The sequence below is a fragment of the Loktanella sp. Alg231-35 genome (genome assembly GCF_900143545.1).
Lineage (GTDB): Bacteria > Pseudomonadota > Alphaproteobacteria > Rhodobacterales > Rhodobacteraceae > Yoonia.
The window spans coordinates 182750-207535 of the sequence record NZ_FREV01000005.1 but is presented as its reverse complement, the minus strand read 5'-3'; the positions used below and the strand labels follow the sequence as shown (position 1 = coordinate 207535).

General features: G+C 58.3%; 23 protein-coding genes. 8 read left to right on the top strand and 15 right to left on the bottom strand.

The genetic code is table 11. The features are described from left to right. Window positions 1–44 precede the first annotated feature (44 nt). Genes DHN10_RS20195 through DHN10_RS13730 form a run of 4 tightly spaced genes read left to right on the top strand, consistent with a single transcriptional unit; the run spans window position 45 to window position 2206 of the window. Window positions 45–392 (top strand): ScnB-like protein, encoded by a 348-nt coding sequence (locus DHN10_RS20195; protein ID WP_373456715.1) that lies wholly within the window; start codon window positions 45–47, stop codon window positions 390–392. Further along, on the top strand, window positions 389–676 hold the full coding sequence (locus tag DHN10_RS20190; protein WP_108815915.1) for an SH3-like domain-containing protein: 288 nt from the start codon (window positions 389–391) through the stop codon (window positions 674–676). Before DHN10_RS20195 ends, DHN10_RS20190 begins: the two co-directional genes overlap by 4 nt. Then, window positions 666–1310 (top strand): nitrile hydratase subunit alpha, encoded by a 645-nt coding sequence (gene nthA / locus DHN10_RS13735; protein WP_108815914.1) that lies wholly within the window; start codon window positions 666–668, stop codon window positions 1308–1310. Before DHN10_RS20190 ends, nthA begins: the two co-directional genes overlap by 11 nt. After that, a complete protein-coding gene (locus tag DHN10_RS13730; protein WP_234417135.1) occupies window positions 1307–2206 on the top strand; it encodes a lysophospholipid acyltransferase family protein in 900 nt (299 codons plus the stop codon). The genes nthA and DHN10_RS13730 overlap by 4 nt, the downstream gene beginning before the upstream one ends. Before the next feature lie 84 nt (window positions 2207–2290). Here DHN10_RS13730 and DHN10_RS13725 read toward each other — a convergent pair whose 3' ends face one another. Next, the gene (locus DHN10_RS13725; RefSeq protein WP_108815913.1) at window positions 2291–2983 is read right to left on the bottom strand and encodes a DUF1223 domain-containing protein; all 693 of its coding nucleotides are present in this window, start codon (window positions 2981–2983) and stop codon (window positions 2291–2293) included. A 232-nt stretch (window positions 2984–3215) separates the two neighbouring features. Between DHN10_RS13725 and acnA the strand changes: the two genes are divergently transcribed. Then, on the top strand, window positions 3216–5906 hold the full coding sequence (acnA, locus tag DHN10_RS13715; protein WP_108815911.1) for an aconitate hydratase AcnA: 2691 nt from the start codon (window positions 3216–3218) through the stop codon (window positions 5904–5906). A gap of 86 nt (window positions 5907–5992) precedes the next feature. On the opposite strand, the gene DHN10_RS13710 is transcribed toward acnA, so the two are convergent. The 10 genes from DHN10_RS13710 to DHN10_RS13665 form a co-directional block, all read right to left on the bottom strand. Then, complete coding sequence (locus tag DHN10_RS13710; protein ID WP_234417134.1) at window positions 5993–6508, bottom strand: DsbE family thiol:disulfide interchange protein; 516 nt, start codon at window positions 6506–6508, stop codon at window positions 5993–5995. Window positions 6509–6521: 13 nt separating this feature from the next. After that, complete coding sequence (gene ccmD, locus DHN10_RS13705; protein WP_108815909.1) at window positions 6522–6665, bottom strand: heme exporter protein CcmD; 144 nt, start codon at window positions 6663–6665, stop codon at window positions 6522–6524. Then, window positions 6658–7386: a heme ABC transporter permease gene (locus tag DHN10_RS13700; protein ID WP_199910682.1), complete on the bottom strand. Its 729-nt coding sequence runs from the start codon at window positions 7384–7386 to the stop codon at window positions 6658–6660. The genes ccmD and DHN10_RS13700 overlap by 8 nt, the downstream gene beginning before the upstream one ends. A 42-nt stretch (window positions 7387–7428) precedes the next feature. After that, on the bottom strand, window positions 7429–8085 hold the full coding sequence (ccmB, locus tag DHN10_RS13695) for a heme exporter protein CcmB (protein ID WP_108815907.1): 657 nt from the start codon (window positions 8083–8085) through the stop codon (window positions 7429–7431). Continuing rightward, the gene (gene ccmA / locus DHN10_RS13690) at window positions 8082–8696 is read right to left on the bottom strand and encodes a heme ABC exporter ATP-binding protein CcmA (RefSeq protein WP_108815906.1); all 615 of its coding nucleotides are present in this window, start codon (window positions 8694–8696) and stop codon (window positions 8082–8084) included. The genes ccmB and ccmA overlap by 4 nt, the downstream gene beginning before the upstream one ends. Then, entirely contained in the window at window positions 8697–9050 is a 354-nt protein-coding gene (locus tag DHN10_RS13685; RefSeq protein WP_108815905.1) for an Mth938-like domain-containing protein, read from the bottom strand. A gap of 13 nt (window positions 9051–9063) precedes the next feature. Further along, a complete protein-coding gene (secF, locus tag DHN10_RS13680) occupies window positions 9064–10032 on the bottom strand; it encodes a protein translocase subunit SecF (RefSeq protein ID WP_108815904.1) in 969 nt (322 codons plus the stop codon). Between the two features lies 1 nt (window position 10033). Further along, window positions 10034–11695 carry a protein translocase subunit SecD gene (gene secD / locus DHN10_RS13675; protein WP_108815903.1) on the bottom strand — a complete coding sequence of 554 codons (1662 nt, stop codon included), beginning with the start codon at window positions 11693–11695 and terminating at the stop codon, window positions 10034–10036. A gap of 24 nt (window positions 11696–11719) precedes the next feature. After that, window positions 11720–12001: a preprotein translocase subunit YajC gene (gene yajC, locus DHN10_RS13670; protein ID WP_108815902.1), complete on the bottom strand. Its 282-nt coding sequence runs from the start codon at window positions 11999–12001 to the stop codon at window positions 11720–11722. A gap of 263 nt (window positions 12002–12264) precedes the next feature. Next, window positions 12265–13191 carry a hypothetical protein gene (locus DHN10_RS13665; protein ID WP_108815901.1) on the bottom strand — a complete coding sequence of 309 codons (927 nt, stop codon included), beginning with the start codon at window positions 13189–13191 and terminating at the stop codon, window positions 12265–12267. A gap of 181 nt (window positions 13192–13372) precedes the next feature. Here DHN10_RS13665 and serS point away from each other — a divergent pair, with 181 nt between their 5' ends. Then, complete coding sequence (serS, locus tag DHN10_RS13660) at window positions 13373–14665, top strand: serine--tRNA ligase (RefSeq protein WP_108815900.1); 1293 nt, start codon at window positions 13373–13375, stop codon at window positions 14663–14665. On the opposite strand, the gene DHN10_RS13655 is transcribed toward serS, so the two are convergent. The 4 genes from DHN10_RS13655 to DHN10_RS13640 form a co-directional block, all read right to left on the bottom strand. Next, a complete protein-coding gene (locus tag DHN10_RS13655) occupies window positions 14662–15858 on the bottom strand; it encodes a DUF2235 domain-containing protein (RefSeq protein WP_108815899.1) in 1197 nt (398 codons plus the stop codon). The genes serS and DHN10_RS13655 overlap by 4 nt on opposite strands. A 159-nt stretch (window positions 15859–16017) precedes the next feature. Then, the gene (gene der / locus DHN10_RS13650) at window positions 16018–17475 is read right to left on the bottom strand and encodes a ribosome biogenesis GTPase Der (protein WP_108815898.1); all 1458 of its coding nucleotides are present in this window, start codon (window positions 17473–17475) and stop codon (window positions 16018–16020) included. Between the two features lie 49 nt (window positions 17476–17524). Then, window positions 17525–18823 carry a PQQ-like beta-propeller repeat protein gene (locus DHN10_RS13645; protein WP_234417133.1) on the bottom strand — a complete coding sequence of 433 codons (1299 nt, stop codon included), beginning with the start codon at window positions 18821–18823 and terminating at the stop codon, window positions 17525–17527. 24 nt (window positions 18824–18847) lie between these two features. After that, a complete protein-coding gene (locus tag DHN10_RS13640) occupies window positions 18848–19504 on the bottom strand; it encodes a tetratricopeptide repeat protein (protein ID WP_108815896.1) in 657 nt (218 codons plus the stop codon). Between the two features lie 269 nt (window positions 19505–19773). Here DHN10_RS13640 and DHN10_RS13635 point away from each other — a divergent pair, with 269 nt between their 5' ends. Both DHN10_RS13635 and DHN10_RS13630 read left to right on the top strand, forming a co-directional pair. After that, complete coding sequence (locus DHN10_RS13635) at window positions 19774–21015, top strand: efflux RND transporter periplasmic adaptor subunit (RefSeq protein ID WP_108815895.1); 1242 nt, start codon at window positions 19774–19776, stop codon at window positions 21013–21015. Beyond that, complete coding sequence (locus DHN10_RS13630; RefSeq protein WP_108815894.1) at window positions 21012–24704, top strand: efflux RND transporter permease subunit; 3693 nt, start codon at window positions 21012–21014, stop codon at window positions 24702–24704. Before DHN10_RS13635 ends, DHN10_RS13630 begins: the two co-directional genes overlap by 4 nt. Window positions 24705–24786 lie beyond the last annotated feature (82 nt).

Below are 24786 nucleotides of genomic sequence, written 5' to 3'. Positions count from 1 at the left end.
GGAATGTGATTCACCCCGCCGACGGAATGCGCTAACCTTTGGCCATGACAAAGGATTCACAGACATTCGATGGCCGCCGTTGGCATGATATGGGCGGCGATGCCGCAGGCCGGATCCGTACCGATCAGCATGATTTCTCGCTTTGGGAAAAACGTGTCGATGCGCTGATGATCCTCGCCTCGGCCAAGGGGCATTTTACGGTGGACGGGCTTCGCCGCGTCCTCGAGGACATGGGGCCAGAGGCCTTTGAAACCATGACCTATTACGAACGCTGGATCGCTTCGGTGAACCAGAACTTGATCGAATCAGGCGTCTATTCAACCGCCGAACTGGCCCAACGCATGTCAGAGGTCGCCGCGCGTGGCGCAACATATGGCGAGGCCAACAAATGAACGTGCGGCAATTCATGCGCGTTCGCGCTGACATGCCGCCCGGACATGTGCGCACGCCCGCCTACTTGCGTGGCAAGGTCGGCTGGGTCGAACGCCAGCTTGGCCCCTCCCCCAACCCCGAAGCATTGGCCTATGGCAGGCAAGGTGACGCACTGCCACTGATGCGCCTGCGCTTTACAATGGCAGAGGTCTGGGGCGCCGACGCGCTTCACCCCGATGATACCATTGACGCAGAAATTTACGCCCATTGGCTTGAACCGGCAGAGGCCCCCCATGCCCCATGATCACCACGACCACCTGTCGCCGTCTGGCCATCCCTACCGGCCCGATGACGACCACCCGCTGACCTATTGGCAGCAGATGGAAATCGCCGTGCGCGAATTGCTGATCGAAAAGGGCGTGACTTCGGCGGCTGAGATCAACGCCCAGATTGATGCGATGGATGCGCGCAGCCCTTCCAACGGGGCGTCAGTTGTGGCCAAGGCCTGGACTGACCCGGCATTCCGCGATGCTTTGCTTGCTGATGCCAGCGCCGCGACCCGCGACATGGGTTTTGATATCGGCCCGATGAAACTGATCGCGTTGGAAAACACGTCTGATGTTCATAACGTCGTCGTCTGCACCTTATGTTCTTGCTACCCGCGCAACCTGCTGGGCCTGCCGCCCGATTGGTACAAATCCCGCGCTTATCGGTCCCGGACGGTCAAGGAACCGCGCAAGGTTCTGGCCGAATTTGGCGTTGATCTGCCCGCGACAACACAGGTCCGCGTCCACGATAGCACCGCCGACATGCGCTATGTCGTGATCCCCGCCCGGCCCTCAGGCACCGACGGTTGGGATGCGGGCAAGCTCGCTACACTGGTAACGCGTGACAGCATGATTGGCACAGGTCTGGCAAAAGCCCCGGACATCACGTGACAAAAACGGCACCTGAAGGCACAACAGCCGATTGGCTGGCTGATCGGGCGTTGCGCGGGTTGATCAGCACGGTCATGCGCCTGCCCTACGACACGCGCGTGCCGATGATGGGCAGCGCCTTGCGGCGGGCCATTGGGCCGCTGGCGGGATATCGCAAACGGGCCGAGGATAACCTCGCTCTGGTTTACCCCGATATGACAGCGACCAAGCGCAGACAGTTGGCCTCTGCCTGTTGCGACAACTTTGGGCGCACGATCATCGAGAACTACTCTTGGCGCGAGTTCGGCGAAAAGCTCTGCACGACAAAGCCCAGCGGTGACGGGCTCGATGCACTAGAGGATGCGACCAAGGCCAAACGCCCTGTGATCTTTGTCACCGGCCATTTCGGCAATCATGAAGCGCCCCGTCAGGTGCTCACGGCGATGGGACACGCCATCGGCGGTCTTTATCGCCCGATGCAGAACGCCTATTTCAATGACCACTACGCCAAAACCATGACCAGCTGGGGCGGGCCAGTATTTGCGCAGGGCAACCGTGGCACCATGGGCTTTGTCAGGCATCTGCGGGGCGGTGGCCTGGGCACGTTGCTGTTTGATGTCGCAGCCCCCGGCGCGCTGATCCCCTTCATGGGACACCCGGCGCGCACATCGCTTTCTGCCGCGCAGATCGCACTCAAGCTAGACGCGGTGATGATCCCCTATTTCGGGATCAGGCAGGCCGATGGGCTGTCGTTCGCGGTAGAGGTCGAAGCGCCCATTCCCCACAGCACAGCTGAACAGATGCTGCCAGAAATGAACGCCCGGCTCGCGGCACAGATAGCGCGAAACCCAGAACAATGGTTCTGGGTTCACAAGCGATGGAAAAGAAAAAAACGGCCTCAGAGCGCTTCGAATTAAGCCAGAAACACAGCACTGCACTCATTGCGTTTGCACCGGGGGCGAAAGGCGGCGATGGGTGATGCAGGTATAGTTCGAATTGCCTTAACGCAGCTCGGCGGCACCCAAGATCGGGCCGTAGCCCCGCTGCTGGATGATCACAACAATCGGCGCATCGCCCGGCGCTGCGGCATCAAGCGCCAGCGGTGACCGCCCATCCCAGCGGCTGATATAGTCCCAAGACGTTACAATATTGGCATAGCTGAGGGTTTTGCCCGCATTCTCGCCGCGGCGCACATCGACCGTCTGCTCGGGGGTGTAGCGCACCAGTTGCACAACATAATCGCCACGGCTATCCGCCTCGGCATTGATAATCACGCGCTCACCCCGGCGGGCCAATGTCACATCAACAGAATTGCCGCGGCTTTGGTGCGCCTGCAACATATCCATCACCTGCATGGTCCGAGAGCCGACAACATCGTCCTGTCCATTAAAAATCATCTGCGGGGTATAAACCGTCGTCGCACGAAAGCTGCGGGCATAGGCATGTTGGCGCTCGGTATTCTCCGGGCGGCCAAACTCGTCCTTCCAGCCCAGATAATCCCAATAGTCCACATGCAGCGCCAGCGCGATCACATCATCGCGCTCTGCCAGATCATGCAACACCGCATCCGCTGGCGGGCAGGATGAACAGCCTTGCGAAGTATAAAGTTCAATCACCACCGGTCCATTTTGCGCAACAGCTTGGGAGGCTTGGAAGAGACCCAAGAACGATAGAACAGCAATGAGGAGGCGCATGGTTAATCCCGATATTTAGATTGTCTGTCTGGTGTAATCAGCTTTGTCTGTAATGACCAATCAACGAATTGCGAGGGCGCCGTTAGGATTGTTTCAACCATGAAAAGCGGAAACACGCCAAATTGTGTGCAATGGTATACAAAAACGTGCGTCCCCCCTTGATTGCCCTTGCTGCATGGGGCAAAAGCCACCTCAAGAACCTTGCTCAGCTGCAGCCACGAAAGGGAAAGCCATGACAATCACAGTCGGCAAAGATACAGCCAATACCCGCAAAACACTCACAGTTGGTGACCAGTCGGTCGCTTATTACTCCATTCCGGCAGCAGAAGCTGCGGGCTTGGGCGACTTTTCCAAGCTGCCAGCGGCGCTGAAGGTCGTCCTCGAAAACCTGCTGCGCTTTGAGGATGGCGGATTTTCAGTATCTGTTAATGACATCAAGGCATTCTCTGCATGGGCTGACAAAGGCGGCAAAAACCCCCGCGAAATCGCCTATCGCCCTGCCCGCGTGCTGATGCAGGACTTCACCGGTGTGCCTGCGGTGGTTGACCTTGCTGCCATGCGCGACGGCATCGTGGCTTTGGGTGGCGATGCCCAGCAGATTAACCCGCTGAACCCCGTTGATCTGGTTATCGACCACTCGGTCATGATCGACGAATTCGGCAACCCACGTGCGTTCCAGATGAACGTGGACCGCGAATATGAACGGAACATGGAACGCTACCAGTTCCTCAAATGGGGCCAAGGCGCGTTCAACAACTTCCGCGTTGTGCCGCCGGGCACAGGCATCTGTCACCAGGTGAACCTTGAATACCTTGCCCAGACGGTCTGGACTGACAAGGATCAGAACGGCGAAGACGTGGCCTACCCCGATACACTCGTCGGCACTGATTCACACACCACGATGGTAAACGGCCTTGCTGTGCTTGGCTGGGGTGTTGGCGGGATCGAGGCGGAAGCCGCGATGCTGGGCCAACCTGTGTCCATGCTGATCCCCGAAGTTGTGGGCTTTGAGCTGACAGGCGAAATGATGGAAGGCACAACAGGTACCGACCTTGTGCTGAAAGTCGTTGAAATGCTCCGCGAGCTTGGCGTTGTCGGCAAGTTTGTCGAATTCTACGGCGCCGGTCTGGACGTTCTGCCACTGGCCGACCGGGCAACAATCGCCAACATGGCGCCTGAGTATGGTGCCACTTGCGGCTTCTTCCCTATCGACGGTGAAACCTTGCGCTACCTGCGCAACACAGGCCGGGATGAGGACCGCATCGCATTGGTCGAAGCCTACGCCAAGGAAAACGGTTTCTGGCGCGGCGCGGATTACGCACCTGTCTACACCGACACCCTGCACCTCGACATGGGCACGATTGTGCCTGCGATTTCCGGCCCCAAGCGCCCGCAGGATTACGTGGCACTGACCAACGCCAAATCTGCCTTCGCGGGTGAGATGGAAAAGACCTTCAAACGCCCGATGGGCAAAGAAGTCGCCGTTGCTGGCGAAGATTACACCATGGAAAGCGGCAAGGTCGTGATCGCCTCGATCACATCCTGCACCAACACATCCAACCCCTACGTCATGATCGGCGCGGGTCTGGTGGCGCGCAAAGCGGCCGCCTTGGGTCTGGATCGCAAACCTTGGGTCAAAACATCACTGGCCCCCGGTTCTCAGGTGGTGAGCGAATATCTAGAGGCCGCAGGCCTGCAAGAGGACCTCGACAAGATCGGGTTCAACCTTGTTGGCTATGGCTGCACGACCTGCATCGGCAACTCTGGTCCGATCCAGAAAGAACTGTCAGACGCGATTGCCGAAGGTGATCTGGTGGCAACGTCCGTGTTGTCGGGCAACCGCAACTTCGAAGGGCGCATCTCACCTGATGTCCGCGCGAACTACCTCGCCTCGCCGCCGCTTGTCGTGGCCTATGCGCTGGCCGGTACGATGGACATCGACCTGTCCAGCGAACCGTTGGGACAGGACAAAGACGGCAATGATGTCTTCCTCAAAGACATCTGGCCAACCTCTGCCGAAATCAACGCATTGGTCGAGAAAACCGTGACCCGCGAGGCGTTCATCAGCAAATATGCTGACGTCTTTAAAGGCGACGAAAAATGGCAAGCGGTCGAAACATCGACAGGCGAAACCTACGACTGGCCTGCCGCATCAACCTACGTCCAGAACCCGCCCTATTTCCAGGGCATGTCCAAAGAGCCGGGCACAATCAAGAACGTGGTTGACGCCAAAGTCCTCGCCGTTCTGGGTGACATGGTCACAACCGACCACATCAGCCCTGCCGGTTCGTTCAAAGACACCACCCCCGCCGGTCAGTACCTGATCGAACGGCAGGTGCCCGTGCGCGAATTCAATTCCTACGGCTCGCGCCGCGGCAACCACGAGGTCATGATGCGCGGCACATTCGCCAACATCCGCATCAAGAACGAAATGCTGGATGGGGTCGAAGGCGGCTACACCAAAGGGCCAAGCGGCGATCAGACATCGATCTTTGATGCAGCCATGGCGCATCAGGCCGAAGGCACCCCACTGGTCGTATTCGCAGGCGAACAATACGGTGCTGGATCGTCCCGCGACTGGGCAGCCAAGGGCACGTCCCTGCTGGGCGTCAAAGCCGTGATCGCAGAGAGCTTTGAGCGTATTCACCGCTCCAACCTCGTCGGCATGGGCGTCGTTCCGTTCGAATTCACCGGCGGCGACAGCCGCAATTCACTGGGCCTGACCGGTGAGGAAACGGTAACAATCGAAGGTCTGGACGCCGTGAAACCGCTGCAAGAGATGGCAGCGACGATCACCATGGCCGACGGTACGGTGAAAGATATCACCGTGAAGTGCCGGATCGATACCGCCGTTGAGATCGACTACATCAAAAGCGGTGGTGTGCTGCATTATGTGCTGCAGAACTTGGCCAAGGTTGCTTAAGTTCCGTTAGCTGAATTGCAAAAGCCCGGTCATCGCGACCGGGCTTTTTTGTGCATCGATGCGTGGGTTTCACCCACGCACACAATTTACTCTGCTGCCTTCATCAACTCCGGCAAAAACCGCTGCTCATAATCCGACCCGACCAACGGCCCGACGAACCGATACAAAACCGTCCCGTCGCCATCCACAATGAACGTCTCTGGCGGCGCGGTCACGCCCCAGTCGATTGCCACCCTGCCCCGCAGATCAAACCCGGTTGCAAAAAACGGGTCTTCGTATTCCACCAGATAAGGCGCGGCTTGATCCTGCTGATCGCGGAAATTGATACCTGCAACGCGGTAGCCCTGCGCCGCCAGATCCAGCAAATTCGGATGCTCGGCACGACATGGCGGGCACCAGCTGGCCCAGAAGTTCACGATTGTCACGTCTCCGGACCGCAGGTCATCGTTGGTTAGCTGCACCGTGCCCTGCACCGCCTCTGTCGGAACCGGCGGGGCCTGATTACCAACAAAGGTCGACGGCATCTCATCAGGATTATCTCGTAGCATTCCCGCAAGCGCCAGCCCCGCGAAAGCGGCAAAGATCACCGGCGGTAGGATCATCAGTGGCGAAATTTTAGCCATTCTTTTCAACCGCTTCCAAGGCCGCGCGCACGCGTACATAGCGGCGCCAGCTGATCGCGATGATCGCCGATAACAACAGGATGCTCACACCATAGGCGGCCAGCACTTCAACGGCATATTGACCCAGATCAGGCACGGCGCGCCCTCGCTTCCAGCGCGCGGATACGGCGCGCACGAATTTCGGTGCGGGTGCGCATGAGCACCAATGCGATAAAAAGCAGCACAAATCCCACGATACAAACCAAGAGCGGAAACCAAAAAACATCCGCGACGTTTTCTTCTTTGTCCAGCGACAGGGATGCGCCCTGGTGCAGCCCCTGATTCCAGAACAGCACCGCGTAGCGCGACAGAATGGCAAAGACTGACCCAACCATGCACAGCACGCTGGTCAGGTCCGCGGCTGTGTCGGGGTCTTCAATCGCTTCCCACAGGGCGATGTAGCCCAGATAGAACAAAAACAGGATCAGAAAGGACGTCAGGCGCGGGTCCCATGCCCAATAAGTCCCCCACATCGGCTGGCCCCATATGCCGCCGGTGAAAAGGGCAATTAGCGTGAACACGACGCCCACCGGGGCTGCGGCACGGGCTGCCAAGGCTGTCACGTGATGCCTGCGCACGACCCAGATCAAGGACGCCACCAACATCATGATCCACGCGTTGATCGCCATCAGGGCGGCAGGCACATGCAGGTAGATGATCTTAACCGTTGACCCTTGCCGGAAATCGTCTGGCGTAAAGAAAAACCCCCAGATCAACCCAACCGCAAGGCACAGCCCCGCAAGGCCAAAGGTCCACGGCAGCACAGGCCGGGTCCAGCCCATAAACCGTTTCGGATTAGCGTATTCCCACATCGACATTTTGCCTATCTATCCCGCCTCATTGGCACTCTCAATCCCCGATCACCGCAGATTGACGCGCAACACTGCTGAAGTGGCAAAAGGCAACAAGGCAAAGCATCCCGCTGTGATCCCGCCCATCAGCATCAACGCACCACTTGGGTCGAGCCCGTCTGCGCCGCGCCGCACGGCCTCTGCCCCAAAAATAAGCGTAGGCACGTAAAGCGGCAGCACCAGCAATGACAACAACAGCCCGCCCCGGCGCAACCCTACTGTCAGCGCCGCACCAAAGGTGCCGATCATTGATAGGGCTGGTGTGCCGATCAGCAGCGACAGCAGCAGGTAAGCATAGGCCTCTGGTGCGAGGCTCAGCAGGAACCCCAGCGCAGGTGCGGCCAGTGTCAGGGGCAATCCAGTGGTGATCCAGTGCGCCAACGCCTTCATCATCGCAGCCCCTTCCAAAGGCAGCGGCGACGTGGCGAGCAGTGCGAGCGATCCATCCTCGTAATCCAGCGCGAATATCCGGTCTAGCGACAGCAGTGCGGCCAACAAAGAAGCCACCCATAAATTCCCCGGCGCGATGCGCGAAAGCACTGCCGTATCGGGCCCGACACCAAAAGGCACCAGCACCACAACGATCAGGAAAAACGCAAGCCCAAGGCCAAAGCCGCCCCCGGCCCGCACGGCCAACCGTAGGTCACGCAGAAGCAGCGCAATCACAAGAACGCCTCATCCGTGCCGCCGCCTGCGTCCACGTCCGATTTGAACGGGGTCAGGTCCAACTCTGGGGCCGCAAGTCCCAGATCGATATGTGTGGCGATCACAGCCACACCGCCGCGCGCCAAATGCGTATCTTGCAGCCACTTAGCAAAGAGCTTGACCGAGAATCCATCGAGCGACACCGTCGGCTCGTCCAGAAACAACACCTTGCGCCCGATCACACCCAGACGCGCCAACCCTAGGCGGCGCTTCTGCCCTGCGGACAAGGTGCCACCCAAACGCTCCGCCAGATCTGCCAGATCGAATGTTTCAAGAATATCGCGGGGCAAATCAGCGCCATAGACGTCAGCCCAGAACCGTAGGTTCTCGGTCACGCTGAGTGCGGTCTTGATCCCGTCTGCGTGGCTGGCATAGGCGCTTTCATCTTCTGGATAGGTCACGTGACCTGCCACCGCAGGCTGCAACCCCGCCAAAGTGCGCAGCAGCGTCGTCTTACCAATGCCATTGGGCCCGCGCAGGATTAGCGCCTGCCCTGCGGCCACATCAAAACTGACGCCGGTCAAAACCGGCAGCCCACCACGTTCGCAGGTCAGATCAGTGACAGTCAGCATTCAGACAGGCAACAGGGCCACCGCGACGCGGCGCCCTTCTGAAAGCAAAACATTATAGGTGCGGCAGGCGGCAGGCGATGCCATCGCCTCGACCCCGATCCCGGCCTCTTCCAATCTGGTGCGGAATGCTTTGTCAGGATGCGCAATCTCGGCCCCTGTTCCGACAAACAGCACATCAATCTGATCGCTGAGCGCCAGCGCATTGACGGTGTCATCGTAACCACCCCATGCCACAACACCTGTTGGCGATACCAGCACAGCGCCTTCGTATTTTTTGCCACCGACACGAAAGAACCCCGGCCCATAGGCGTCTATGGGCATTGCGTCGTTATAGTCGATTTCATTCAATTGCATGGCTCACCCCATTTCAGGTGTCGATATGCCCGTATTTCGTGCCGGCACTTGGGTCTTTCTTGGACCAGTCCCGCTTGACCCCCAGCACCAGCAGAATCGCCGAAGCCACAAAGATCGACGAATAGGTCCCGATGATCACACCCCAGATCATCGCAAAGACAAAGCCCCGGATCACATCACCACCCAAAACAAACAGAGCGATCAACGCAAGCAGCGTGGTCACAGAGGTCATCAAGGTCCGGCTAAGCGTTTCATTGATCGAGATGTTCAGAACCTCCTTGAGGTCCTTTCTCTTGTACTTACGCAGGTTTTCACGCACGCGGTCAAAGACGATCACCGTATCGTTGATCGAATAACCAACGATGGTCAGCAAGGCCGCGATGATAGCCAGATCAAACTTGATCTGCAGTTCAGAGAAAATGCCGATGGTCAGGATCACGTCATGCGACAGCGCGAGCACCGCACCGATGGCAAACTGCCATTCGAACCGCAGCCAGATATAAAGCAGAATGGCGACCACAGCGAGCGCCACAGCGATAACGGCGGTCTGGATCAGCTCACCTGACACTTTGGGGCCAACGGATTCGACCGATGGAAAGCTCATATTGGGATCAATGGACTGCAACGCCGCTTGCACGGCCTGAATGGTCTCTGATGCGATCCGCTCATCACCTTCTTGCGCCTGAATGCGCACCAAGGCCACATGCTGATCTTCTTCAAACGATGGATCAAAGACCTCTGCAATCGAGATATCACCAAGTGCGAGCGGATCCAGTGCGGCCCGGTATACAGCCACATCAACGGGCTGTTCGGATTGCGTCCGAATGCTTGTACCGCCTTGAAAGTCGATCCCGTAGTTCAACCCTTGGAGCATGAACGACGCACAGGCGATGACCATAGCCACCATTGAAATGCCCAGCCAGATACGGGCCCGGCTGAAGAAATCGATGGACGTGTTTTCGCGAACCAGTTTTAAGCGCATATCAAACCTCGATTGTCTTGGGGCGGGCGCGCGCGAACCAGATCGAAATCAGGGATCGGGTGACGAAAATCGCAGTGAAAACGGATGTGATGATGCCAAAGCCCAATGTCACAGCAAAGCCGCTGACCGGACCAGAGCCCATGGTGAACAGGATCACCGCCGTGATGAAGGTTGTGATGTTGGCGTCGATGATCGACGACAGCGCCTTTTCATAGCCCAGTTCGATCGCACGTGCCGGGCCTTTGGCGGTTTTCAATTCTTCGCGGATACGCTCAAAGACAATAACGTTGGCGTCCACCGCCATACCAATGGTCAGGACGATACCGGCGATACCGGGCAGCGTCAGCGTGGCACCCACAATGCTTAGCAGACCAAAGATCAGACCCACATTGATGATCAGCGCGATATTGGCAAAAAGGCCAAACAGACCATAGCTCAGCACCATATAAACAAGGATCGCAATCGCCGCGACGATGCAGGCAATCTGCCCCGCATCAATGCTGTCCTGCCCCAGTTCAGGACCAATCGTGCGTTCCTCTAGGAAGATCAGTTCAGCAGGCAACGCACCGGCACGCAGTAGAACGGCCAGATTGGTGGCCTCTTCAACGGAAAAGTTGCCGGTAATAATGCCTGAGCCGCCGGGAATATGGCTTTGAATTGTTGGTGCAGAAATCACCTCATCATCCAGCACAATCGCAAAGGGGCTGCCGATGTTTTCCAGCGTGAAGTCACCAAATTTGCGCGCCGCAGAGGTGTTAAAGCGGAAAGATACAGCGGGCCGGCCGTTCTGGTCGAAATCCAGCTGTGCATTCTCGAGGTCTTCGCCAGTTACAACAGGGCGGCGTTCCAAGATATAGAACACGCCTTCCTGTTCTTGCGATGGGACCAGCATATTACCTGTGCCGGGCGATGCGTCCGGGTCACTGGTCCGCCCTTGTACGGGGTTAAAGGTCAGCTGTGCGGTCGTGCCCAGAAGGTCGATAATATCGTTGGCCGATCCCACGCCGGGAACCTGCACCAAAATACGCTCGGCCCCTTGCCGCTGAATGGTGGGTTCGCGGGTGCCTACCTCATCAATCCGGCGACGGATGATTTCCAGCGTTTGCAGGATCGTGCGCTCGTTCATCGCGGCCATCTCGGCCTCGCTCAGGGTGACCGTCAGGACATTGCCGTCAATGCGCACATCAATGTTCGAAGCAGCAGCGCCCGTAAACGACGTCACCGGGCGCCCCAGACCGCGAACCAGTTCAAACGCGCGTGTCGCACCAGCGGCTTGCGAAATGCTGACCTTCAGCTCGGTTGCTGCACTGTCAAGCCGTTCGACAAATCCAACCGTGTCACGCTCTGTCAAAAGCACATCGCGGACTTCTGGCCAGAATCCTTCGAGGAAAGACGCATGCACATCTTCGACCTGCACTTCGACCAGCAGATGCGCACCGCCGCGCAGATCAAGGCCCAGATTGACAAGGTTAGAGGGCAGGAAATTAGGCCAGAGCGCTGCATCGGCCTCAAGCTCAGCGTTCGTTTGCCCGGTTTCAATGATGTTCAACGCATCATTGTGGGTCTCAACCCGTCCATAGAAGGCGTTGGGCATCGCAAAGGTCAGGCCGATAACAACCGTCAGCCAGATCATCACAAGCTTGGGAAACGAAATATTGAGCATCAAGAGCGCCTTTTTCGGCAGGTTTTAAGTTTTTGCCGGTTCGGTCTTGTTCATCACTGTGGTGATGGTGGACTTGATGACGCGGACGTTGACGCCTTTGGCAATCTCGACCTCGATCTCATTCTTGTCGTCATGCACTTTGACGACTTTGCCGACAACGCCACCTTGGGTGACGATCTGATCGCCCCGGCGCAGCGCCTCTAGCATCGCTGTATGCTGTTTGAGTTTTTTCTGCTGCGGACGGATCAGCAGGAAATACATGATCGCGAAGATCAGAAGGAGCATAATCAGGTCTTCAGGTCTCATATCCCATCCCTTTTTGTTGTGCGGTTTTGGCACCTTGGTAAAGTCGCGGCACAGTATGTCCGCGCCCCTGGATTGGCAACCGCGATTGGCCTGAACGTTGCAGGCTTTTGTGCCATATGGGGCGCGAGCTGGGGGAAAGCAATCATTCGATGGAAAATTGCGACACCGCGGCCGTTCCTGCGGGCAATTCCCGCACCGATGTAGACCAACAACAAAGGGCCCGCACGGCTGTGCAGGCCCTCTTTTTTCGCATGAACTGATCCCTAGAAAAATCCGAACCCGGCACCAATGCCAATATCAACGAAGAGCGACCCAATCCCCTTGCTGCGATCTTCGCGCAGGGCATCGTTCACCTTGCGATCAAGGCGCATCCGTTCGCCAACCTCATAGGTGACGCCAAGTTGGACGAACTGGGCGCTTGAGCTTTCAAACTCAAGCTGACCGATGGAGCCGTCAACAGAAAACCCCTCGGAAATCATGTAATCTGCACCAATCGAATAGGCGGTCAGATCACCAAAGAAATCCTCACTGCCGCGTTCAAGGCTTGCGATCACATCGACCGTGTCGGTCACGCCGTAAGCACCGCGCACGCCAAACAAACCACCGTCAACATCGGTGATCGCGTTGTAATAGGCGCGTGCGAAAATCGGCCCGTCGTCATACTCTGCGGTCAGCGCGTAATACTTGTTGTCCACATCGTTGAACGATTCAATCACCGCCCCAAGCGTCACGGTTGTTGCAATCTGACCTTCGATATAGCCCGTCGTCAGGGTGAAATCATCATCGTCGCTGTCAGGATTGTTATAGTTGACGGCCACCCCAAACTGAGGCGTCGTATACTGGGCGAAAACCTCGTATCCGTTGACGTCAGAACCGTCCAAATCGATCCCATTCAGACCCGCGCCAATCATGAACTCTGGCACTACACGATAAGCGCCAAAGGCGTTGTAGTTCGTGATCGTGGCATCGCTGCCGCCCAATTCAAGGCTCTGGTTCTTGACCTCGGCGCCAAAAAGAAACTGATTGGCGCTGAATTCAACATCGCTTTCCAGAACCTTCGACGTGATCTCGTCCCCATCCGCATCAAGGCGGCTTATCTCAAATTCAACGTTCCCATAGGTCAGCTGCTGGGCCGCCGCCGGAACAGTGATTGCTGCAATAACAGCCGTAGTCGTCAATAAACGTAGCATATACAAACCTCTCAAAAATATGTTTGAGCAACTGCTCTTAATGGCGCAATTCTCGCATAGTTTTCTGCCAAAGGCCTCGTCAGGAAATCCTTACCCTGCGCTGCACCCTTTTCGCGGCTTCACTTGCCCACCACAATCAGGCATATGACCGGCACTGAAACTTCATCCAAGGACCGATGCTATGCATGATATCCGCACCATCCGTGACAACCCCGCCGCTTTTGATGCGGCTTTGTCTCGTCGTGGGATTGCACCGGCGTCCTCGGATATTCTGGCCATGGATGAGGCGCGGCGCGCCAAAATTCTTGCTGCCGAAACCGCACAAGCCGATGCCAATAAGGCCGCCAAAGAAGTTGGTGCCGCCAAGGGCCGCGGTGATGAGGCAGAATTTGAACGCCTCCGCGCGCTTGTGGCCGAGAAGAAATCGGAAATTGCCAAGCTGAATGAAGAAGCAAAGGCGCAAGATACCGCCCTGACCGATCTGCTTTTGGGCATCCCCAACCTGCCCGACGACAGCATCCCCGATGGCAACGACGAAGACGACAATGTCGAAATCCACCGCCACGGCACCCCCCGCAACTTTGCCTTTCAGCCCGTTGAGCATTTCGAGATTTCCGCCATCCGCCCCGGCATGGATTTTGAAACCGCCGCCAAACTCTCTGGCAGCCGCTTTGTGTTGCTCTCTGGTGCTGTTGCCCGCCTGCACCGTGCTTTGGCCCAGTTCATGCTGGACGTGCATGTCGAAGAACACGGGCTGACCGAAACCATCACGCCCGTGCTTGTGCGCGAGGAAATGATGTATGGCACGGGCCAACTGCCCAAATTCGGCGAAGACAGCTATCAGACGACCAATGGCTGGTGGCTGATCCCCACAGCAGAGGTGACGCTGACCAACATCGTCAACGGCGTGACGATCGAAGAAAGTTATCTGCCCCGCCGCTATGTCGCCCACACACAGTGCTTCCGCTCCGAAGCCGGCAGCGCAGGACGCGACACATCCGGCATGTTGCGCCAGCACCAGTTTGAAAAGGTAGAGATGGTCAGCGTGACCCGGCCAGAGGACAGTGCCGCCGAACATGACCGCATGACTGCGCAGGCGCAGGCCATCCTTGAAAAGCTGGACCTGCCCTACCGCACCGTTGTGCTTTGCACCGGTGATCTGGGCGCTGGCATGCGCAAGACCCACGATATCGAGGTCTGGCTGCCCGGTCAGAACACCTACCGCGAGATCAGCTCTGTTTCGGTCGCGGGCGATTATCAGGCGCGGCGTATGAACGCCCGCTACAAGCCTGCCGAAGGTGGCAAACCGCAGTTCGTGCATACGCTCAACGGTTCTGGGCTGGCCGTGGGCCGCGCGCTGATCGCTGTCGTGGAAAACGGCCAGCAAGAAGACGGATCGGTTGATCTGCCTGCCGCACTGCACCCCTATCTGCGCGGCAAGACGCGGATCGATGCTGACGGGCAGATGGTCTAAACAGGCGGCAAGAGATCATCTTTGGTGATGGTTTCTTGCAGCTTTGGCAGCACATTCTCTAACGTTTTGGGCAAATACGTCGGATCGCATGCCACACGGTCGCGCGTTGTCTGACTGACATCAACCACGCGGGTTGGGCCTTTGCGGTCCTTGGCGATCCATCGCATCAGCTTGGTCATAAAACCGACGCTGGACTTGTTGGTCAGCGCCTCCCGGATGTTGCGCCCTTTCTGTACCTGCTCTAACGCCGCAGCATCCATACTTAGGTCAGCGCGCCGGGCCCCTTCCGCGACCCAGTCAAAGCTGAAGGACGACAGGCCCTGCCTGTCGCCGCCCCCGCCAACTGACCCGTGATCCCCCGGAAACCATTCCTGCCGATAGGCCCAGTCTTTGCGGGTGTCAGGGTGCAGCGTTGTGTCCTCATCCAACCCCATCGCGCGGCGGTTCATATCATCGAGCTTGTCTGACCAAAGTGCCGCTGGAAAGGTCTTGCGGCGTTCATCAATGGCCACTGCATGACGTGCCGACAAGACGGTGCGCGACAGATCGGCGTCATGAAACTGGTGCCTTTTGTTAAACAAAGGGGCCGCCGCCCAATAGCCGGGGACCCCCAGCGCACCCACCGTGTCCCAGACGCCCAGATATTTGATGGTCAGGTTCACACACAGACCGGGGCGGGTCTTTTGGCGCCAATTCCATTCTGCCTCACTTGTTGCTGTGAAAGGCGCAAAATCGCGCCGCCATTCAAAGCTCTTGGGATCATCCGGCTTGGTATCCCGCGACCGCGACCGGTAGCGTTTGATCGCCTCGCCAATGCGCCCCACGTTTTCGCGCGGCGGGATCCCGCACGAGCGCAGCAACCCCGCAAGGGATCGGGCAGTGTAAGCGCCCCGCGAAAACCCAAAGATGAAAATCTCGTCGCCCGGCTCATAACAAAACACCAAGGCGCGATAGGCGTCCTCAATATTCTCGATCAACCCCCACCCCATGGCCCCGCCTGCAAAGCGATCCAACGTGCGTGCAACCGCGTTTGATCCGCGCCCAGCCCCTACGCCCAAGACATAAAACACCTGCTGCTTGCGCGCATCATCGGCTGTGTGTTTGACCGCTTGGGCAAGCCGCACAACATTCGTGGGATTGACCGCGTCATGCCGGTTCCAGGTGCCGTCACAGAAAATCGCAATACGCTTCATTCTAAGTATCCCCGTTTGAATAACGGCGATGCTGACGTAGCGTCATCCATGGCGCAAGTCGGCATTTCCTCACCCTTGGGGTGGCAGCATAGTGGACCGGTTCGGTTGTGCCCGCACTTGGCATCGTCATCCTGCCGGGCCTACTGGCCCGCCAGAGGCTTAGCGCGCGCTAGGTCCCTTTTTGAGGTGCTTTGACAGGCGCGACGGCTGCGAGGACTTCTTGTCCTTATAGGGGTTCTTGTCCCCCTGATCGCGCAGGTACAGCCGGATCGGCGTGCCGGGCATATCAAAGTCAACACGCAGCCCATTGATCAGATAGCGTTTATAGCTTTCAGGCATTTGATCGGGGTGCGATGTCATCACCACAAACGCAGGTGGGCGTGTCTTCACTTGGGTCATATACCGCATCTTGATGCGCTTGCCGCCCGGTGCCGGTGGCGGGTGCTGTTCAAGCATACCGATCAGCCAGCGGTTTAGGTTCGCCGTGCTCACCCGGCGGTTCCAAACCTCATGGGCGCGCATGATCGCTTGCTGCAAACGGTCCAACCCTTTGCCTGTTTTGGCAGAAACCGTGACCAAAGGCGCGCCGCGCAACTGTGGCAAAAGCCGCTCAAAGCTCTCGCGCAGCTCTTTGAGTTTGCTTTGCTTTTCGCCTTCAACATCCCATTTGTTCACGGCAACGACAACAGCACGGCCTTCACGTTCAGCCAGATCGGCGATGCGCAAATCTTGCTGTTCAAAGGGAATTTCTACGTCCAGAAGAACAACCACAACCTCGGCAAATTTTACCGCACGCAGGCCGTCGGAAACCGATAGCTTCTCTAACTTTTCCTGCACTTTGGCCTTCTTGCGCATCCCAGCGGTGTCAAAAATCCGCATTGGCACGCCGCCCCAGTCCTGTTGGACGGAAATGGCATCGCGCGTGATCCCGGCTTCGGGGCCGGTCAGCAGTCGTTCCTCGCCGATAATTTGATTGATCAGGGTGGATTTGCCCGCATTGGGGCGCCCCACAACGGCGATCTGCAACGGTTTGGCGCGGGTCGGAATGCGCGGAGCATCCTCATCATCATCACCCACATCGACGTCAACCTCGGGCGCATCAGCGGCGGCCTGTTCGGCACGGGCATCAGCGATAGGGCGCAATTCATCCAGCAATTCGCCCAGACCTTCGCCGTGTTCCGCAGACATGCGGATCGGCTCTCCCAAACCCAGCGAATAGGCCTCTAGTATCGTGGCATCCGCCGCTTTGCCTTCGCCTTTGTTGGCTGCAAGGATCACATTGGCGTTTTTCTTGCGCAGGATATCGGCAAAGACCTCGTCCGCAGGCAGCACCCCTGCCCGCGCGTCGATCATGAACAGGCAGACATCAGCCATCTCAACCGCACGTTCGGTCAGGCGGCGCATGCGCCCTTGCAGGCTGTCGTCGGTGGCTTCTTCCAGACCGGCACTGTCAATCACGGTAAAGCGTAGGTCGGCCAAACGCGCCTCACCTTCGCGCAGGTCGCGTGTCACCCCCGGCTGGTCATCGACCAAGGCCAATTTCTTGCCAACCAAACGGTTGAACAGCGTGGATTTGCCCACATTGGGACGGCCCACGATTGCGAGGGTAAAGCTCATCTTTTCGGCTCCTGACGGGTCTGGACCCGCGCGTTACACCAGTTCAGGCCTAACGGAAAGCGTGTAGTTGGCCTGATTTGCTTACGACGTAAAGTGTTTGGCCTGCCACAACCGGGCCAGAGGCCGCGCCTCCGGGCAGATCGATCTGACCAAGCGATGCGCCAGAGGTCGGATCAAACTGGCGGATAAGCCCATCTGACGAGGTCACAATTAGACGCCCACCAGCAAGAACCGGGCCGTAATGCGCGAAAACACGTTTCTGGCGGCGGGTGTTACGGTCTTCCTCGAATGCAGGCAGTGCCACACGCCAGACCGGGTCGCCGGTTGCGCGATCCAGCCGCACCAGTTCATTGATATCATTGATCAGGAAAACGGCGTCGCCGACGGGCCAGACCGGGCTGACCGTGCCTTCGGCGGCTGTCCACAGACGGTCACCAGTGGACAGTTCAATCGCAACGGTGCGTCCGCCAAAGTTGCCCAGATACACGCGATCACCCAAAATAACCGGATCGCCCGCAATATCGTTGATATTGGCCGAAGCACTGCCGACACGGTCGCCAGAAACAACGGTGGACCAGCGTGCAATGCCGCCCAATGGGTAAGTGGTCAGAACCTCACCCGATGGGAAAGGGAACACAACAAATTCGCCTGATACCGCAGACGCTGCCCCACCACCGAAGTTCGCCGTCGAGGGCGAACCGGACTGCTGCCAGCGGATGCGTCCGTTTGCGGCGTCCAGCGCCCAAGCAGTGCTGTCGCGTGCCACGACATAGACTAAATCACCCCGCACGGTGGCCGAGGCATTTGCAGGCGCATCAAGATCCTGCACCCAAACAGTACGCCCGGTGGCTGCATCAAGGGCTGTAACCTCGCCAAAGCCGGTGGTCACATAGACCTGCCCGCCCGCAACAGAGATGCCACCGCCCGATGCATCGCTCGGATTGTCGGTGCGCGGTGTCAGGTCGCGCGACCAGAGTGCAGCACCTGATGCACTTGTCGCCGTAACAGTGGCCCGCGCATCAACGGTGTAAATCACACCACCGGACACCACAGGGTGCGAGGTAATGCGCGCCCTCTTGCTGTCACCTTCGCCGATATCGGCCACGAAAACCGGGCTGAGCGTGGTGCCAAGTGCGGGATGGTCCACATTATGAGCGGCAGAGCCGTTGTGGTGCGTCCACTCCGCATTCACACGCGCGGCAGGCAGGCCGCTGATCGGCAAGGCTTGGTTCACCTCAACCGATTGGGCGCGAATATCAAAGCGTTCACCGGGCAGAATGATATCTTCTTCGCCACAGGCTGCCAGAAGGGTCATGCTCAGGGCGGCGGCAATGCTTATTCTCGACATCACGGGGTACATCCAATCTGCGCTTTATTGGGCCACTGGCTCGGGCAAAGGTTCACCCAGCGCCACCATGAGGGTCTGCACCCGCTCGCGCAAGCCGCGGGTGACGGCGGCATCTTCCTCGACCTGACGCATGATCGCGATGGCGGCGTCGACGTCACCACCCTCCAGTGTCAGATATGCCTTTTGTTCAAGGGCCAGCAGGCGAAACGGTTGGCCGGGCAGTGACAAAGCATCAAGGGCGGCCATCCGGGCCTCGGTATCATCTGTGGGCAGGATGGCTGCTTTGAGGGCGGCCAGATCGCGGTACATCTCGGGCGCATCGGGATCAACGGCAAGCGCGTTCAGCGTCTCAGCTGCGCCCGCTGCATCGCCTGCTTCTTGCTGGGTGGCCGCACGCAAAAGCAGCGTGACCGCCGCCGACGCGCCCTCTGCCGAGACATCGGCAAGCGCTGCAGCACGGGCCTCTGGCGCGTCTTCGTTCAGTGCATCAACCAAAGCATCGCCCAGCGCTTGCGCTGTATTGCGCGCCTGTGCATTGCGGTATTCGTTCCAAGCTGCCCCGCCCACCAGAAGCAGAACACAGGCCACAGCAATCCAGCCGTACCGACGCAAGTAGCCGTAAAGCTTCTCGCGCCGCACCTCTTCGGTGACTTCCTCGATAAAACTGTCGTTGTTGCTCACCTTGGGCCTCACTCTTGGCAGGTTATTATACGTCTTTTGGCGTTCATATCGTGAAGCTGGCGCAATGAACAAGGGTAGAGGCAAAAATGGCATCACGTTTCCTTGCGCAAAGCCGAAAAACGATCCTTGCCGTGGCGGAAACTTCGCTATAAAGTGAACTGAATGGTTTAGTATGTATTTATGATCCGTGCCATAAGCGTTTACGTAAGAATGACACGACCAAACACAGGGCCACGCAGGACGTTGTGGCATCCAAAGGAACAACGACGATGAAGATCATTCCGATCATTACCGCAATCTTGGTGCTCGTGGGCCTATATTTTGTTGTGTTTGAGCGTGACCGCCTGCGCGATTTCGCCCAAGGCGCGCCTGCGCAAGAACAGACGCTCACGACAACACAAGCGCCTACAGACGATGTTGCGGCGCCAACTGACGAATCTATTATTGGGGTTGTTGCCCTACACTCGGTTGCCCAAACCATCGACAGCGCCGTGATCCTGCGCGGCCAAACAGAGGCCGCACGCCAGGTTACAGTGGCCTCAGAAACATCCGGTCTTGTTATCTCCGAACCACTGCGCAAAGGCGCGTCCGTCAATGAAGGCGATGAAATGTGCCGCCTTGATCCAGGCACCCGTCAGGCGTCACTGGCCGAAGCACGTGCCCGATTGGCCGAGGCGCAAGGCCGCGTCCCCGAAGCCGAAGCTGGTGTGCTCGAAGCCAACGCCCGCGTCCGCGAGGCCGAAATCAACCTTAACGCCGCTCGTAGCCTGTCCGAAGACGGCTTTGCCTCTGAAACGCGCGTTGTCAGCGCACAGGCCGCGATGGAAGCTGCAACCGCCGGTGTGCAGCGCGCCAGTTCGGCTGTTGCCTCGGCACAGGCTGGAATTGAATCCGCGCAGGCGGCCGTCGCATCCGCCACCCGCGAGATTGAAAAACTGACCATCCGCGCGCCCTTCTCGGGCCTGTTGGAAACTGACACAGCCGAATTAGGCGCGTTGATGCAGCCCGGCACGCCTTGTGCGACGATCATTCAGCTCAATGAAATCAAACTGGTGGGTTTTGCACCAGAAACAGACGTGTCCAAAGTAACAGTTGGCGCACTGGCCGGCGCCCGGCTATCGGACGGTCAACAAGTACAGGGCCGCGTCACCTTTCGTTCGCGCAGCGCTGATGAGCTAACCCGCACGTTCCGCGTCGAAGTCACCGTGAACAACCCGGATCTGGCAATCAGCGACGGTCAAACCGCCGAAATCCTGATTGCGTCCGATGGGCGCGCGGCACATCTGATCGCCCAGTCGTCGCTGACGCTGGATGATGACGGTGTCCTTGGCGTGCGCACCGTCAGCGAGGGCAACATCGCCAAATTCATGCCTGTCACTCTGCTGCGCGACACCGCCGACGGCGTTTGGGTCACTGACCTGCCCGAGACGGTTGATATCATCACCGTCGGGCAGGAATTTGTTATTGATGGCGTCAAAGTTGCGCCGACATTTTCAGAGGCCAAAGGATGACCGGTTTAGTTGACTGGGCCGCCTCGCGCGCCCGCATGGTGCTTGCCTTTATTGGTCTTTCGCTTTTGGCGGGGGGGATGGCCTATGTCGGCCTGCCAAAGGAAGGCGAGCCTGACATTGAAATCCCGGCTGTCTTTGTCTCGGTTCCGTTTCCGGGCATTTCCGCTGCCGACGCAGAATCACTGCTGGTCAAACCCATGGAAGCCGAACTGGGTGATCTGGACGGGCTTGATACGATGTCAGCCACAGCGGCCGAGAATTACGCCATTGTAGTGCTGGAATTCGACTTTGGCTGGGACAAGACACAGGTGCTGGCCGATGTGCGCGCCGCGATGACCCGCGCCGAGGCAGAGTTTCCTAACGGTGCCGACAGCTATACCATCGACGAATTCAACTTCTCTGAATTCCCCATCGTTATCGTCAACCTGACGGGACAAGTGCCCGAACGCACGCTGTTACGTGTGGCCAAAGACCTACAAGACAGTATCGAGGCGCTGGATGCGGTGCTAGAGGCCGGGCTTGCCGGACAGCGCGATGAGATGCTTGAGGTTGTCATCGACCCTCTTAAGCTGGAGGCCTACAACGTCACCGCGGGTGAATTGATCGGCGTCGTCAGCAACAACAACCTGCTGATTGCCGCAGGCGAGGTTGAAACCGCCCAAGGCTCTTTCTCGGTCAAAATCCCCTCTTCGTTTGATGAACCGCAGGATGTCTACAACCTGCCCGTTAAGACCAATGGCGACCGTGTGATCACCCTTGGCGATCTGGCCACGATCCGGCTGACCTTTGAAGACCGCGCAGGCACGGCTCGTTTCAACGGGGTCAACACGGTGGCCTTGCAAGTGGTCAAACGCAAAGGGTTCAACCTGATCGACACGGCCGCCCTTGTGCGCGAAGTGGTCGAGGAAGAACGCGCAGGCTGGTCGCCCGAGCTGCAAGCCGCCATTGAGGTAGGCACATCGAACGACCAATCCCGCAACGTGGCTTCCATGGTCAGCCAGTTGGAGGGTTCGGTCCTGACCGCCATCGCCTTGGTCATGATCGTAGTGCTTGCCGCTTTGGGCACGCGGCCTGCCCTATTGGTGGGTTTTGCAATCCCGACATCGTTCCTGTTGTGCTTTGCCCTGCTGGCCGTGATGGAGATCACAATCTCGAACATTGTGATGTTCGGTCTGATCCTTGCTGTGGGTATGCTGGTCGATGGGGCCATCGTGGTGGTCGAATACGCCGACAAACGCATCCGCGAAGGCTCGGGCCCAATGCACGCCTATGTGGAGGCGGCCAAGCGTATGTTCTGGCCTATTATCTCTTCCACCGCGACGACATTATGTGCCTTCTTGCCGATGCTGTTCTGGCCCGGTGTACCGGGGCAATTCATGGGAATGCTGCCCGTCACACTGATCTTTGTTCTGTCGGCGTCACTTGTCGTCGCCCTGATCTATCTGCCTGTCATGGGTGGTGTCACTGGCCGGATGAGCCGGATGTTCGGCAATACCTCGGACGCGCTGCGCGCGCGCCTGCCATGGTTTGTGCGGGCATTGCTAGTGTTCCCTGCGATCATGGTCGTCTTTACCGGTGCCATGCTAACGCTGAACCCCGGATATCTGTCCGGTGAAGCGGTGCAAACAGCGGGGCTCAGCGATAGCTTGCCCGGCATGATGCTGTTCCTTCTGGGTGCGTTCCTTTTGTCCATCACCATTGGCGCGGCCAAAATCGAGCGTCAGGCCAAGACGATCAAAGCAGGTTACCGCCGGTCGCCCTTTGGTCATTTCATGAACTTCATCGCGGGCAACCCGGTGATGCCTCTTGTGACCGTTGGCGCGGTTGTCTTCACTGTGATTTCGATCTTTGGCTACTACGGGGCCAACAACAATGGGGTTGAATTCTTCGTTGAATCCGAGCCCGAACAGGCCATCGTCTATGTGCGTGCGCGCGGCAACCTGTCGCTTGCGGAAAAGGATGATCTGGTGCGGCAAGCCGAAGAGGTCGTATTGGCCCACCCCGGCGTGATCACCGCCTTTTCTTTTGCCGGTGACGGCGGCCTGAATACCGACGCCAGCGGCGCAAGCACACCGGGCGATTCCATTGGTCAGGTCCAGCTTGAAACGATCCCGTGGGAAGAACGCGCAGGCATTGCAGAGCTTGACGGTGATGTGGTGCTAGAGGAACTTCAGGCACAGCTCAACACCATCCCCGGCATCGAGACAGAGATCCTCGCCCAGGCACGCGGTCCGGCATCGGGCAAGCCAGTGCATCTGCGGCTGAGGGGTGACAACTTCGAAGAACTGCGCGCTGCCACCACCTTGGTGCGGGCGCAGTTCGAACAAACCCCCGGTTTGATCACGATCGAGGATTCATTGCCCCTGCCCGGCATCGACTGGCAGATTGATGTGGATGTCGAAAAAGCAGGCCGCTACGGCGCGGACGTCGCGACAGTGGGCGCCATGGTGCAAATGGTCACACGGGGCATCCTGCTCGATACGATGCGCGTCGAAACCTCTGATGAAGAAATCGAAATCCGCGTCCGCCTGCCCGAGCAGGACCGCGTCCTTTCGACCCTTGATAGCCTGAAAGTGCGGACCACGCAGGGCCTGATCCCGCTGTCGAATTTCATTACCCGCACGCCAGTCCAAAAGCTGGCCCAGATCGACCGGATTGATCAAAAACGGTTCTTTGATGTGAAGGCAGGCGTCGAAGCCGGCCTGACCAACCTGACCGCTGATGGTGAAACCATCGCCATTGTGCGGATTGTCAACGATGAGGCCGTTGGCATGGACCGTTACGAGGTTGTGACCCTGCTGGGCGACACGACCTCTGCCGGACTGACCGAACTGGTAAATGGCGACACGACATCCGAGGTGCCGCTGAATGCCAACGAGCGGATTGCAGTGCTAACAGAATGGCTCGACGCCAATCCCCTGCCCGCATCCCTTGATCGGGAATGGACCGGGGATCAGGAAGAACAGGCCGAGTCAGGCGCCTTCCTGCAAACTGCCTTTGCTGGTGCCTTGGGCCTGATGTTCATCATCCTGCTGGCCCAGTTCAACAGCATCTACAACTCAATCCTCGTGCTGATGGCTGTGGTCATGTCTACCGCCGGATCCTTGGTGGGGATGTTGGTGATGGACCAGCCGTTCTCGATCATCATGACGGGCACGGGCATCGTGGCCTTGGCCGGGATCGTGGTGAACAACAACATCATCCTGATCGACACCTATCAGGAATATAGCAAATACATGCCCCGCGCCGAGGCGATCACCCGCACGGCAGAGGCGCGCATCCGCCCTGTGCTGCTGACCACTATCACCACAATGGCGGGCCTTGCGCCGATGATGTTCGGCCTCAGCCTTGATTTCATGAACGGCGGCTATTCCATCGACAGCCCGACGGCACTCTGGTGGAAGCAACTGGCGACTGCCGTTGTCTTTGGTCTGGGGATCGCCACTGGCCTGACACTGGTGTTCACACCCTCCATGCTGGCGGTGCGGGTCTGGTTTGTGACTTATGTGCAGTGGTTTGCGCAACTGCTGGCCAAGCTGTCCATGGGCCGCAGCAGCAATGCCGCGCGCGACTGGGCCCTGCGGCGGCAGGCCCAGCGGATCAAAGCGCCAGAGATCATCTGGACGGATGATGCGCCGGACAAGCAACCACCGCTGGAGCTTAAGCAGACCATGCAAGCCGCAGAATAAGACAAAGGCCCGCAACGCTGCGGGCCTTTGTTTTGGCAGCATCGGTTGCGCCGTTATTTTACCACTTGATTAATTAACTATT

Bases quoted from the DNA above. Each gene is read 5' to 3' on its own strand.
- DHN10_RS20195 (WP_373456715.1), top strand. From the start codon at position 45: ATGACAAAGGATTCACAGACATTCGATGGCCGCCGTTGGCATGATATG.
- DHN10_RS20190 (WP_108815915.1), top strand. From the start codon at position 389: ATGAACGTGCGGCAATTCATGCGCGTTCGCGCTGACATGCCGCCCGGA.
- nthA (WP_108815914.1), top strand. From the start codon at position 666: ATGCCCCATGATCACCACGACCACCTGTCGCCGTCTGGCCATCCCTAC.
- DHN10_RS13725 (WP_108815913.1), bottom strand. From the start codon at position 2,983: ATGCGCCTCCTCATTGCTGTTCTATCGTTCTTGGGTCTCTTCCAAGCC.
- acnA (WP_108815911.1), top strand. From the start codon at position 3,216: ATGACAATCACAGTCGGCAAAGATACAGCCAATACCCGCAAAACACTC.
- DHN10_RS13710 (WP_234417134.1), bottom strand. From the start codon at position 6,508: ATGATCCTACCGCCGGTGATCTTTGCCGCTTTCGCGGGGCTGGCGCTT.
- DHN10_RS13700 (WP_199910682.1), bottom strand. From the start codon at position 7,386: ATGTCGATGTGGGAATACGCTAATCCGAAACGGTTTATGGGCTGGACC.
- ccmA (WP_108815906.1), bottom strand. From the start codon at position 8,696: ATGCTGACTGTCACTGATCTGACCTGCGAACGTGGTGGGCTGCCGGTT.
- DHN10_RS13685 (WP_108815905.1), bottom strand. From the start codon at position 9,050: ATGCAATTGAATGAAATCGACTATAACGACGCAATGCCCATAGACGCC.
- secF (WP_108815904.1), bottom strand. From the start codon at position 10,032: ATGCGCTTAAAACTGGTTCGCGAAAACACGTCCATCGATTTCTTCAGC.
- secD (WP_108815903.1), bottom strand. From the start codon at position 11,695: ATGCTCAATATTTCGTTTCCCAAGCTTGTGATGATCTGGCTGACGGTT.
- yajC (WP_108815902.1), bottom strand. From the start codon at position 12,001: ATGAGACCTGAAGACCTGATTATGCTCCTTCTGATCTTCGCGATCATG.
- DHN10_RS13665 (WP_108815901.1), bottom strand. From the start codon at position 13,191: ATGCTACGTTTATTGACGACTACGGCTGTTATTGCAGCAATCACTGTT.
- serS (WP_108815900.1), top strand. From the start codon at position 13,373: ATGCATGATATCCGCACCATCCGTGACAACCCCGCCGCTTTTGATGCG.
- DHN10_RS13655 (WP_108815899.1), bottom strand. From the start codon at position 15,858: ATGAAGCGTATTGCGATTTTCTGTGACGGCACCTGGAACCGGCATGAC.
- der (WP_108815898.1), bottom strand. From the start codon at position 17,475: ATGAGCTTTACCCTCGCAATCGTGGGCCGTCCCAATGTGGGCAAATCC.
- DHN10_RS13645 (WP_234417133.1), bottom strand. From the start codon at position 18,823: ATGTCGAGAATAAGCATTGCCGCCGCCCTGAGCATGACCCTTCTGGCA.
- DHN10_RS13635 (WP_108815895.1), top strand. From the start codon at position 19,774: ATGAAGATCATTCCGATCATTACCGCAATCTTGGTGCTCGTGGGCCTA.
- DHN10_RS13630 (WP_108815894.1), top strand. From the start codon at position 21,012: ATGACCGGTTTAGTTGACTGGGCCGCCTCGCGCGCCCGCATGGTGCTT.